9 protein-coding genes are annotated in these 11469 nt (G+C 71.1%); 8 read left to right on the plus strand and 1 reads right to left on the minus strand.

Features of this window, described 5'->3' with window-relative positions; genetic code table 11:
• Positions 1–81 precede the first annotated feature (81 nt).
• From cobT to ABXJ52_RS10195, 3 genes are all read left to right on the plus strand, one after another.
• Positions 82–1239: a nicotinate-nucleotide--dimethylbenzimidazole phosphoribosyltransferase gene (gene cobT, locus ABXJ52_RS10185; protein ID WP_367041135.1), complete on the plus strand. Its 1158-nt coding sequence runs from the start codon at positions 82–84 to the stop codon at positions 1237–1239.
• Positions 1240–1305: 66 nt separating this feature from the next.
• Positions 1306–3054, plus strand: a complete 1749-nt coding sequence (locus tag ABXJ52_RS10190) for a phosphatidylglycerol lysyltransferase domain-containing protein (RefSeq protein WP_367041137.1) — start codon at positions 1306–1308, stop codon at positions 3052–3054.
• Positions 3051–3773, plus strand: coding sequence for a hypothetical protein (locus tag ABXJ52_RS10195; protein WP_367041140.1), 723 nt, complete (start codon positions 3051–3053; stop codon positions 3771–3773). The genes ABXJ52_RS10190 and ABXJ52_RS10195 overlap by 4 nt, the downstream gene beginning before the upstream one ends.
• Here the strand turns inward: ABXJ52_RS10195 and ABXJ52_RS10200 are convergent.
• Positions 3713–4477 carry a hypothetical protein gene (locus tag ABXJ52_RS10200; protein ID WP_367041142.1) on the minus strand — a complete coding sequence of 255 codons (765 nt, stop codon included), beginning with the start codon at positions 4475–4477 and terminating at the stop codon, positions 3713–3715. The genes ABXJ52_RS10195 and ABXJ52_RS10200 overlap by 61 nt on opposite strands.
• 110 nt (positions 4478–4587) lie before the next feature.
• On the opposite strand from ABXJ52_RS10200, the gene ABXJ52_RS10205 reads away from it, so the two are divergent.
• The 5 genes from ABXJ52_RS10205 to ABXJ52_RS10225 all read left to right on the plus strand — a co-directional run bounded on the left by ABXJ52_RS10205 (position 4588) and on the right by ABXJ52_RS10225 (position 11430).
• Entirely contained in the window at positions 4588–5370 is a 783-nt protein-coding gene (locus ABXJ52_RS10205; RefSeq protein ID WP_367041144.1) for an adenosylcobinamide-GDP ribazoletransferase, read from the plus strand.
• A gap of 193 nt (positions 5371–5563) precedes the next feature.
• A complete protein-coding gene (locus ABXJ52_RS10210) occupies positions 5564–7108 on the plus strand; it encodes a leucyl aminopeptidase (RefSeq protein WP_367041146.1) in 1545 nt (514 codons plus the stop codon).
• A gap of 302 nt (positions 7109–7410) precedes the next feature.
• On the plus strand, positions 7411–8799 hold the full coding sequence (gene lpdA, locus ABXJ52_RS10215) for a dihydrolipoyl dehydrogenase (protein ID WP_367041148.1): 1389 nt from the start codon (positions 7411–7413) through the stop codon (positions 8797–8799).
• 62 nt (positions 8800–8861) lie between these two features.
• A complete protein-coding gene (sucB, locus tag ABXJ52_RS10220) occupies positions 8862–10658 on the plus strand; it encodes a 2-oxoglutarate dehydrogenase, E2 component, dihydrolipoamide succinyltransferase (RefSeq protein ID WP_367041149.1) in 1797 nt (598 codons plus the stop codon).
• Between the two features lie 148 nt (positions 10659–10806).
• Positions 10807–11430, plus strand: a complete 624-nt coding sequence (locus tag ABXJ52_RS10225; RefSeq protein WP_367041151.1) for a GntR family transcriptional regulator — start codon at positions 10807–10809, stop codon at positions 11428–11430.
• Positions 11431–11469 lie beyond the last annotated feature (39 nt).

Genomic DNA, 11469 nt, shown 5'->3' on the forward strand with positions numbered 1-11469 from the left:
ATGATTCATGCCGATGCAACGACACCGGGGAGGGCCGGGCCGTCTGATGGGCCGCCAAGCCCTGCCGGTACTGTTCGGCGAATGAGCTCGCTGAATCTCGACGACTTCACCGACCTGATCGAGCGGCCCGACGGTGGGGTCCGCCGCGACGCCGAGGAGCGCAGGGAACGGCAGAGCGTGCCGCCCGGAGCGCTCGGCCGCCTGGACGATCTCGCCGAGTGGCTCGCCGCCGCCCAGTCCTCGGTGCCGGTCAAGCCGATCGAGCGACCGCGCGTGATCCTCTTCGCCGGTGACCACGGGGTCGCGGGCCTCGACGTTTCCGCGAGGCCCGCGGGCGGCGCGGCCGAGCTCGTGCGCGCCGTGCTCTCCGGCGCCAGCCCCGTTTCCGTTCTCGCACGCCGTCTCGATGTGCCCGTCAGGGTCGTCGACATGGCCCTGGACTGCGACCCGGCCGAGCTTCCCGCGGAGGTCGCGGGGCATCGGGTGCGGCGCGGCTCGGGCCGCGTCGACATCGAGGACGCGCTGACGACGGAGGAGGCCGAGGCCGCGGTGCGGGCCGGGATGGCCGTCGCCGACGAGGAGGCGGACTCCGGTACCGATCTGGTCGTGCTCGGCGATGTGAGCGTCGGCGGGACGACGCCCGCGGCGACGCTGGTCGCCGCCCTGTGCGGGACCGACGCGTCCGTGGTGACCGGGCGGGGCGGCGCGCCGATCGACGACCTCGCGTGGATGCGCAAGTGCGCGGCGGTACGGGATTCGCTGCGGCGGGCCCGGCCCGTACTCGGGGATCAGCTGGAGCTGCTCGCGACGGTGGGCGGTGCGGACATCGCCGCCATGACCGGGTTCCTGCTGCAGTGCGCGGTGCGCCGCACGCCGGTCGTCCTGGACGGCGTGGTGGCATCGGCCGCGGCCCTCGTGGCCCAGCGGGTCGCCTTCCGGGCGCCGGACTGGTGGCTGGCGGGGCACAACAGCGGGGAGCCCGCGCAGGCCAAGGCCCTTGACCGGATGGCGCTCGACCCGGTGCTCGAACAGGGCGTGCAGGTCGGCGAGGGCGTGGGGGCGCTGCTCGCCCTGCCGCTGGTGCGGGCCGCGGCGGCGCTCTCCGCGGAGCTGCCCGAGCGGGAGCCGGAGCCTGAGGTTGCTCCGGAGCCGGAGCCGGAGGTTGCGCCGGAACCGGAGGTTGCGCCGAAGCCGGAGGTTGCGCCGGAGGCCGTGGCCCCCCGGACCGCAGCGGAGTAGACCGCACCCGAAGGCGCGGCTGGTCACGGCCGAGGCGGCCCGGCATGCCCCATATGATCCCTTTTCATGGGAGATGAGCAATCTGCTGCCGGGCGCCGTCGGCGTCTCGCCGCGGCCTTCAGCGTCTGGTACCTCCGCGCCGTCACCTTCGTCAACTTCCTGAGCGCGGTCTGGGTCTCCCTCGGGCAGGATCTGCGGCGGCACAACACCGAGAACTACTTCACGCCGTATCTGCTCACCGCGGGCTTCGCCTCTGGTGCGTTCACGATGTTCCTGGCCATCACGATGCGCCGCCGCAAACGCGCCGCGTGGATTCTCAACCTCGTACTCAGCGGGCTCTTTCTGCTCCTCTTCGCGTTCGCGATGGTCTTCCCGGAGATCCGCCGGTACGCGCAGAACTGGATCTCCCTCGCCCTGACCGCCGCCTTCGTCGCCTCGCTGATCGTGGGGCGGCGGGAGTTCTACGCCAAGGGCGACCGCTCCAATCCGAAGCTCGCCGCGGCCGTCGCCGTCGGCGGGCTGCTCGCGGCATCGCTGATCGCCGCGCTCCTGGTCACGGTCACCAACCACGCGCACGACGAGAGCCGTTCGACGTTCCTCGACCGCTGGCGCTACGGCACGATGCGCCTGGTCTCGCTGGCAGCCGACGACCGGCGGTTCGAGGGCATCACCACGCCCGGCTGGGTCAACGTCGGCATCAACGTGCTCAGCACGCTTCTCCTCCTGGCCGTCCTGTACGCCGCGTTCCGCTCGCGCAAGGCGGTCGACCCGCTCACCGAGGACGACGAGCGCGGACTTCACGACCTGCTCGACAAGTACGGCGAGCGCGACTCGCTCGGCTACTTCGCGCTGCGCCGCGAGAAGAGCGTCGTGTGGTCGCCGAGCGCCAAGGCGGCGGTCGCCTACCGCGTCATCGGGGGTGTGTCGCTGGCCTCCGGTGACCCGATCGGGGACCCGGAGGCCTGGCCGGGCGCGATCGAGCCATGGCTCGCCGACGCCCGCGAGCACGGCTGGATCCCCGCCGTGATGGGCGCGAGCGAGGAGGCGGGCACGATCTACGCCCGGCACGGCCTGGACGCGCTCGAACTGGGCGACGAAGCCATCGTCGAGACCGCCGAGTTCACGTTGGAGGGGCGGGCGATGCGGACGGTCCGCCAGGCGTACAACCGGGTCAAGCGGGCCGGTTACGAGGTGCGGATCCGCCGTCACGAGGACATCCCGGCCGACGAGATGGCGTACCTCCTCAAGCGCGCCGACGACTGGCGGGACGGGGCCACCGAGCGCGGCTTCTCCATGGCGCTCGGCAGGCTCGGCGACCCGGCCGACGGGCGGTGCGTGATGCTCGAATGCACGGACGGTGAGGGCGAGTTGAGAGCGCTGCTCTCCTTCGTGCCGTGGGGGCCGCGCGGGCTCTCCCTCGACCTGATGCGGCGCGACCGCGACGCCGAGAACGGCCTGATGGAGTTCATGGTCATCGAGCTGCTCCAGCGCGCGGCAGAGATCAAGATCACTCAAGTGTCCCTCAACTTCGCGATGTTCAGGTCGGTCTTCGAACGTGGCTCGCGGCTCGGCGCGGGCCCGGTCCTGCGGCTGTGGCGCTCGCTGCTCACCTTCTTCTCGCGGTGGTGGCAGATCGAGTCGCTGTACCGCGCGAACGCGAAGTACCGCCCGATCTGGGAACCCCGCTTCCTTCTCTTCGAGAAGAGCGCGGACCTGCCGCGCATCGGCATCGCGTCGGCCCGCGCGGAGGGCTTCCTGGAAGCGCCGGGCCTGCCGAAGTCGCTGCACCGCAAGCACCTGGAGTCCCGACGATGAGCTCCCCGGCCACGGGCCGTCTCACCCGCCTGACCCGTCTGGCGCGTACCGAATGGGGGCCGCTGTACGCGGGAGTGCGCGACGGCGTCTCCGAGCGGAGATGGCGGGCGGCGCCCATGACGCTGGCCGCGGTCTGCCTCACCGCCCTGCTCCAGTTCACGCAGAACCAGTCCTGGGGCTATCAGTTCGTGCAGAACGTCGGCTCCGTACGGGCCGAGGACCCGCTCTGGCTGGCCCTCCTTCGCACCCCGCTCTCGCTCTTCGTGCCCGCACTCGACCTGCCCGTCTGGGGTGCGCTCGCGCAGATCCTGCTGGTGTTCGGCATCGCGGAGATCTGCGTCGGCTGGTGGCGCACGCTCGTCATCGGCTACGCGGCCACCCTCGCCGGCACGCTCTACGCGCGCGTGGGCATCGCGTGGGGGCCGGGCCACCCGCTGGGGCTCCCCGCGTCCGACGCGCGGGTCGTCGACACCGGGCCGTCCGCCGCCGTGGTGGGGCTCGCGGTCTACGTGTGCTGGCGTTACCGGGCGTGGTTCACGGCGGGGCTGGTGACCGCCGTGATGATCGCCGAGGTGTGCGTCAAGAACAACCTCGCGGGCAAGGAGCACTTGGCGGCCATCGCGGCGGTGCTGGTGGTGTGCGCCTGCTCGGAGGTGCTTCAGCGGCGTGGGCGTGGGCGCGCCAGTTCCGGATCGGGCTTGCCGCCGATCCAGTCCTGAACCTTGCGGCGCGGTCCCGCCCAGCGGCGGTCGTGGTGGTAGGCGCGCAGGCCCGCTCGGGCGCGGGCGCGGTGCCGTTTACGGTAGAAGCGTCTGGCCCATGCCGATCCCGGGCGGGCGAGGCGGACCGCGCCGACCAACGCGACCAGGGGGATCACCATGCCGATCACGGCCGTCCGCAGCTTTCCCTTGGCCAGGGCGACCAGGGCGAAGCAGCAGTTGACGGCGATGTTCAGGGCGAAGCCCGCGCGGTTGCCGCGTTCCTCGGGCGTCAGGTCGTTCACCCCGAAGGGCGTGAAACCGGTGAGCACGAGCACCACCAGGGCCGCGGTCAGCATGACGACCTCGACGCTCTTGCGGCCCTGTTCGCCCCAGTAGACGTCGTCGAGGTAGAGGATCAGCGCGAACTCGTCGAGTACGAGGCCTGCGCCGATGCCGAAGATGACGGCAGCGAACATCGAGGCGAGGCTGTGCCTGCCGGCGGCGACGGCCCAGAATCCCCCCACCAGCATGAGGAAGATGCCGGGCACGACGTGGTGGATGTGGACGTCGCCCGAGCTGATGTTCCGGAAGGGGCCTTTGCCGGCGCGGATGAGGCGGGTGATGGTTCTCGTGACGAGGAAGCAGCCGACGAAGGAGAGCAGGGCCAGGAGAAGCGGAAGCTTCCCCGGCTCCACAATGTTCCTCACCCACCATCCATCCATGGGCCCATCCTCAGCCGGGGGACTCCTTACCGCATTTCGCTGCGGGGGTTGGGGGGCTTCCCCAGCTCCGGCCGAGAAACCCGGCCGTTCCCCACAGGTAACCTTCCGCCGTGTCCCGAACCTCCCCCGTCGACGGTCTTCGTTTTGCCTTCGGCACTCTTACCGCGCTTCCGGTCAACGTCACCCGGTGGGATCGCGGAGCCGCCCGTTCCGGGATGCTCTGTGCGCCGCTCGCCGGGCTCGTGGTGGGGCTCTGTGCCGCCGCGCTCGGCGGCGCGCTCGTGGCTCTCGGGGCGGGCCCGCTGCTGGCAGCAGTAGCCACCGCCGCCGTACCGGCGGCCCTCACCCGCGGCCTCCACCTCGACGGCCTCGCCGACACCGCCGACGGGCTCGGCAGCGCCAAACCCGCCGACCAGGCGCTGCGCATCATGAAGCAGTCCGACATCGGCCCCTTCGGCGTCATCACGCTGCTCTTCACCCTGCTCGCCCAAGTGGCCGTACTCGCCCAGCTGTACGAGGCCTCCTGGACCCGGGGCGCACTCGCCGCGGTCGTCTCGGCGGCCGCGGCCCGCCTCGCCCTCACCCTGGCCGCCCGCACGGGCGTCCCGCCGGCCCGCCCCGAAGGGCTCGGCGCGGCGGTGGCAGGAACGGTTTCCCAGGGCGCGGCCCTGCTCGTGGCGGTGCTCGTCGTGGCGGTGGCAGCCATCGCCGCCGCGCCCTTCGGGACGTACGAGACCGTGCAGTACGCGGCCGCCGTCGTGCTCGCGACAGGCGCCGCCGAGCTCCTGCTGCGGCACTGCGTCCGCCGCTTCGGCGGCATCACCGGCGACGTCTTCGGCGCGCTCGCCGAGACCGCGGCCACGACGGCCCTGCTCGTCCTGGCCCTCGGCTGAACCACATCTGCGTACGCGGCCGTGAAACATAAATACGGCGACACGTACGGATGAATCTGCACCGACACGATCGAATGGGCGCGACGCGCGTAGGCTCATGTTCGGTGCCCTTCCGGCCCGTTCTAGGCTGGCGCCGGGCGGGTCGACCCACCCCATCGGCCAAGGAACTCAACGGAAGCGAGAATTCACCACCGTGACTGCTCTGACTCTCAGCACTGCCGCCGCGTCCGGCCTGCGTGCCGACGCGATCGTCGTCGGCGTCGCGAAGGGCGCCAAGGGTCCGGTCGTCGCGCCGGGCGCCGAGGCCGTGGACAAGGCGTACGACGGCAAGCTCGCGTCCGTCCTGGAGACCCTCGGTGCCTCGGGCGCCGAGGGCGAGGTGACCAAGCTGCCCGCGCCCTCCGGCTTCAAGGCCCCGGTCGTCCTCGCGGTCGGCCTCGGCCCGGTGCCGGAGAAGGACGAGACATACGGCACCGACGCCCTGCGCCGCGCCGCCGGTACCGCCGCGCGCGCCCTGTCCGGCTCGAAGAAGGCCGCGTTCGCGCTGCCCGCCGAAGACGCCGATGACACCGGCGCGATCGCCGAGGGCGCGCTGCTCGGCGCGTACTCCTTCGACGCGTACAAGGAAAATGGTTCCGCCACCAAGGGCAAGAACGGCAAGGACGCCAAGGACGCCAAGGGTCCGCTCGCCGAGATCGCCCTGCTGGGCGCCAAGCCCCGCGACAAGGCGTACAAGGCGGCCGTGGAGCGCGCCATCGCCCTGTCCGAGGAGCTCAACCGCGCCCGCGACCTCATCAACACCCCGCCGAACGACCTGAACCCCGAGGCCTTCGCCGCGGTCGCCTCCGCGGCCGCCAAGGAGCACGGCATCAAGGTCCAGGTCCTGGACGAGAAGGCCCTCACCAAGGGCGGCTTCGGCGGCATCCTAGGCGTCGGCGTGGGCTCGGACGCCCCGCCGCGCCTGGTGAAGCTCTCGTACACGTCGTCCAAGGCGAAGAAGCACCTGGCCTTCGTCGGCAAGGGCATCACGTACGACTCGGGCGGCATCTCGCTGAAGCCCGCCGGTCACAACGAGACCATGAAGTGCGACATGGCCGGCGCCGCCGCCGTCTTCGCCGCCGTGGTCTCCGCCGCGCGCCTGGGCCTGGAGGTGAACGTCACCGGCTGGCTGGCGCTCGCCGAGAACATGCCATCCGGCTCCGCGACCCGCCCCGGCGACGTCCTGCGGATGTACAGCGGCAAGACCGTCGAGGTGCTCAACACCGACGCCGAGGGCCGCCTGGTCCTGGCCGACGCGATCGCCAAGGCCTCCGAGGACGCCCCCGACGCCATCGTCGACGTGGCCACGCTGACCGGCGCGATGATGATGGCGCTCGGCAGCCGCACCTTCGGCATCATGGCCAACGACGACGCGTTCCGCGCCGCGATCCACGACGCCTCCGAGGAGGCGGGCGAGCCGTCCTGGCCGATGCCGCTGCCCGAGCACCTGAAGAAGGGCATGGACTCCCCCACCGCCGACATCGCCAACATGGGCGAGCGCACGGGCGGCGGTCTGGTGGCCGGTCTCTTCCTCCAGGAGTTCGTCGGCGAGGGCATCACCTGGGCGCACCTGGACATCGCGGGCCCGGCCTTCAACGAGGGCGGCCCGTTCGGCTACACGCCCAAGGGCGGCACCGGCACCGCGGTCCGCACCCTGGTCCGCCTCGCCGAGCGCACGGCGGCGGGCGACCTCGGCTGACCGGCTGATCTGTCGTACGCAGGCAGGGCCCGGACGTCCAGATGTCCGGGCCCTGCCTGATTTCGCCCTCGACGAAATCCGTACGTTCATACGCCTGAGTAACGCCCTCACGTGGCGAATCAGACATCTCACAGCCCGGCCCGCCGTCCCACCTCCCGCCGACAAGTGCGAAGATGGGTTCTCGGCAGGACAGGGCCCCCACCACAGGGCCGAAACAAGAGCGGCCGATACCAGCCGACCGACCGGTCGTCCCCCGAGTAAAAGGGGTCCGGCGTACGGCGCACATGCATGGAGGACGTGACGTGGCGAACGACGCCAGCACCGTTTTCGACCTAGTGATCCTCGGCGGCGGTAGCGGCGGTTACGCCGCGGCACTGCGCGCGTCGCAGCTGGGCCTGGACGTCGCCCTGATCGAGAAGGGCAAGGTCGGCGGTACCTGCCTGCACAACGGCTGCATCCCCACGAAGGCGCTGCTGCACGCCGGCGAGATCGCCGACCAGGCTCGCGAGGCCGGCCAGTTCGGCGTGAAGGCCACCTTCGAGGGCATCGACATGGCGGCCGTCCACAAGTACAAGGACGACGTGATCTCCGGCCTCTACAAGGGCCTGCAGGGACTCATCGCCTCGCGCAAGCTGACGTACATCGAGGGTGAGGGCAAGCTCTCGTCCCCGACCTCGGTGGACGTGAACGGCCAGCGCATCCAGGGCCGCCACGTGCTCCTCGCGACCGGCTCCGTGCCGAAGTCGCTGCCGGGCCTGGAGATCGACGGCGACCGCATCATCTCCTCGGACCACGCGCTCAAGCTGGACCGCGTGCCGAAGTCCGCGATCATCCTGGGCGGCGGCGTCATCGGCGTCGAGTTCGCCTCGGCGTGGAAGTCCTTCGGGGCCGAGGTCACCGTGGTCGAGGGCCTCAAGCACCTCGTGCCGGTCGAGGACGAGAACTCCTCGAAGCTTCTTGAGCGCGCGTTCCGCAAGCGCGGCATCAAGTTCAACCTCGGCACCTTCTTCGAGAAGGCCGAGTACACGCAGGACGGCGTCCGCGTGACCCTCGCCGACGGCAAGACCTTCGACGCCGAGGTGCTTCTGGTCGCCATCGGCCGTGGCCCCGTCTCCGCCGGTCTCGGCTACGAGGAGCAGGGCATCGCGATGGAGCGCGGCTTCGTCCTCGTCGACGAGTACATGCAGACCAACGTCCCGACCGTCTCGGCCGTGGGCGACCTGGCGCCGACGCTCCAGCTCGCGCACGTCGGCTTCGCCGAGGGCATCCTGGTGGCGGAGCGCCTGGCCGGTCTCAAGACCGTCCCGATCGACTACGACGGCGTGCCGAAGGTGACGTACTGCCACCCCGAGGTCGCCTCCGTGGGCATCACCGAGGCCAAGGCCAAGGAGATCTACGGCGCGGACAAGGTCGTCGCCCTCAAGTACAGCCTGGCGGGCAACGGCAAGAGCAAGATCCTCAAGACCGCGGGCGAGATCAAGCTCGTCCAGGTCAAGGACGGTGCCGTGGTCGGCGTCCACATGGTCGGCGACCGCATGGGCGAGCAGGTCGGCGAAGCCCAGCTGATCTACAACTGGGAAGCGCTGCCGGCCGAGGTCGCCCAGCTCATCCACGCCCACCCGACGCAGAACGAGGCGATGGGCGAGGCCCACCTGGCCCTCGCAGGCAAGCCTCTCCACTCCCACGACTGACCTTTCAGTTATCGGGCGCGACGACCAGACTTCCGCAATTTTCGTAAGGAGCAACTGAAACCATGGCGGTTTCCGTATCCCTTCCGGCGCTCGGCGAGAGCGTCACCGAGGGCACTGTCACCCGTTGGCTGAAGGCCGAGGGCGAGCGCGTCGAGGCCGACGAGCCGTTGCTCGAGGTCTCGACCGACAAGGTCGACACCGAGATCCCCTCCCCTGCCGCGGGCATCCTGGCCTCCATCAAGGTCGCCGAGGACGAGACCGTCGAGGTCGGCGCCGAGCTGGCCGTCATCGACGACGGCTCCGGCGACGCGGGCGGCTCCGCCGCTCCGGCGCAGGAGGAGGCCCCGGCCTCCCCCGCCCAGGAGGAGGCCCCGGCTCAGGAGGCCCCGCAGCAGGAGGCCCCGGCCCAGGCCGAGGCGCCCGCCGCCCCCGCCCCGTCCGGCGGCTCCGCCGAGGGCACCGACGTCACGCTGCCCGCACTGGGCGAGTCGGTCACCGAGGGCACCGTCACCCGTTGGCTGAAGGAGGTCGGCGAGGAGGTCTCGGAGGACGAGCCCCTGCTCGAGGTCTCCACGGACAAGGTCGACACCGAGATCCCCTCCCCGGCCGCGGGCGTGCTGCTCGAGATCGTCGTGGGCGAGGACGAGACCGCTGAGGTCGGCGCCAAGCTCGCCGTCATCGGCGCTCCCGGTGCCGCTCCGGCCCCGGCCAAGGAGGAGGCCCCGGCCGCCCCCGCGCAGCAGGAGGCCCCCAAGCAGGAGGCCCCCAAGCAGGAGGCCCCCAAGCAGGAGGCCGCCCCGGCTCCCGCGCAGCCTGCTGCCCCCGCTCAGCCTGCCGCCCCGCCGCAGCCCGCCGCCCCGGCCGCTCAGCCCGCGGCTCCGGCCCAGCCCGCCGCGGCTGCTCCGGCCGCGCCCGCCGCCCCGGCTTCCCCGTCGGACGACGGCGCGTACGTCACGCCGCTGGTCCGCAAGCTCGCGAACGAGCACGGCGTGAGCCTCGGGGACGTCAAGGGCACCGGCGTCGGTGGCCGCATCCGCAAGCAGGACGTCATCGCGGCCGCCGAGGCCAAGAAGTCGGCTCCGGCTCCGGCCGCCGCCCCGGCAGCCTCGAAGTCCCCGGCCCTGGAGGCCTCTCCCCTCCGCGGCCAGACGGTCAAGATGACCCGCATGCGCAAGGTCATCGGCGACAACATGATGAAGGCGCTGCACTCGCAGGCCCAGCTGACCTCGGTCGTCGAGGTCGACATCACGAAGCTGATGAAGCTGCGCGCCAAGGCGAAGGACTCGTTCGCGGCTCGTGAGGGCGTCAAGCTCTCCCCGATGCCGTTCTTCGTCAAGGCCGCCGCCCAGGCGCTGAAGGCCCACCCGGTCGTCAACGCCCGGATCAACGACGACGAGGGCACCATCACGTACTTCGACTCGGAGAACATCGGCATCGCCGTTGACGCCGAGAAGGGTCTGATGACGCCGGTCATCAAGGGTGCGGGCGATCTGAACATCGCCGGTATCTCCAAGAAGACCGCCGAGCTGGCCGGCAAGGCCCGTGGCGGTGGCCTCACCCCGGACGACATGTCCGGCGCCACCTTCACGGTCTCCAACACCGGTTCGCGCGGTGCCCTGTTCGACACGGTCATCGTGCCGCCGAACCAGGCCGCGATCCTCGGCATCGGTGCCACGGTGAAGCGTCCGGTCGTCATCAACCACCCGGACCTCGGCGAGACCATCGCCGTCCGTGACATGACGTACCTCTCGCTCTCCTACGACCACCGTCTGGTGGACGGCGCGGACGCCGCCCGTTACCTGACCACGGTCAAGGCGATCCTGGAGGCCGGCGAGTTCGAGGTCGAGCTCGGCCTGTAGTTCCGCCGCTGGTGTTGCGGCCCCCAGGGCTGTAAGACTCGTCTCATCAGCACGTACGCCCCCGTTCGGAGGTTTCCGAGCGGGGGCGTCGCCGTATTGTCTAGGGGTCACCACGCCCTGGGGCGCTGCCCCCGCCGGAGGAGCCCACATGACCGCGCCCGTCGTTCACTCGCTGCGCGAACAGATCCGCGAGCACATCGTGGAGGGGATCGTCAGCGGGCGCTGGCAGCCGGGCGAGCGGATCGTGGAGCGGCGGATCGCCGTCGAGCTGGAGGTCTCGCAGACTCCCGTACGGGAAGCCCTGCGCGAGCTTGAGACGCTGCGGCTCATCGAGTCGGCGCCCAACAAGGGCGTGCGCGTACGGAACTTGACCGCGGCGGACCTGGAGGAGAGCTACCCCGTCCGTGCGGGTCTTGAGGCCATCGCCGCCGAACTCGCGGCGCGGAGCCTGGCCGAGGACTGCTCGGCCCTCGAACCCCACGTCGCCGCCCTGTACGAGGCGGACCGGGCCGCCGACGGCACCGCACAGGTACGCCACACGGTCGGTTTCCACCGGGAGTTGGTGCGGGCCGCGAACAACTCCGTACTGCTGCACACCTGGGAGGGCCTCGGCATCGAGGTCTTCACCGCCCTTTCGATCCGATGGCTGGGGACGGTGCAGCAGTCGTACGCGGAGGAGCACGAGGCCCTCGTCACGGCCTTCCGGCAGCGGGATCCCGCGATCGCGGAGCTGGTGAAGGCCCATGTCCTGGGGTGCGCGCCGCGGCCCTGACGTAGGAGCACAGGGGTGCTCAAACGTGCTCCCACCTGC

This window comes from Streptomyces sp. Je 1-332, from assembly GCF_040730185.1.
In the GTDB taxonomy this organism is placed as follows: Bacteria; Actinomycetota; Actinomycetes; order Streptomycetales; family Streptomycetaceae; genus Streptomyces.

Coding starts and splice junctions, on each gene's coding strand:
- ABXJ52_RS10190 (WP_367041137.1), top strand. CDS start 1,306: ATGGGAGATGAGCAATCTGCTGCCGGGCGCCGTCGGCGTCTCGCCGCG.
- ABXJ52_RS10225 (WP_367041151.1), top strand. CDS start 10,807: ATGACCGCGCCCGTCGTTCACTCGCTGCGCGAACAGATCCGCGAGCAC.
- ABXJ52_RS10195 (WP_367041140.1), top strand. CDS start 3,051: ATGAGCTCCCCGGCCACGGGCCGTCTCACCCGCCTGACCCGTCTGGCG.
- sucB (WP_367041149.1), top strand. CDS start 8,862: ATGGCGGTTTCCGTATCCCTTCCGGCGCTCGGCGAGAGCGTCACCGAG.
- cobT (WP_367041135.1), top strand. CDS start 82: ATGAGCTCGCTGAATCTCGACGACTTCACCGACCTGATCGAGCGGCCC.
- ABXJ52_RS10200 (WP_367041142.1), bottom strand. CDS start 4,477: ATGGATGGATGGTGGGTGAGGAACATTGTGGAGCCGGGGAAGCTTCCG.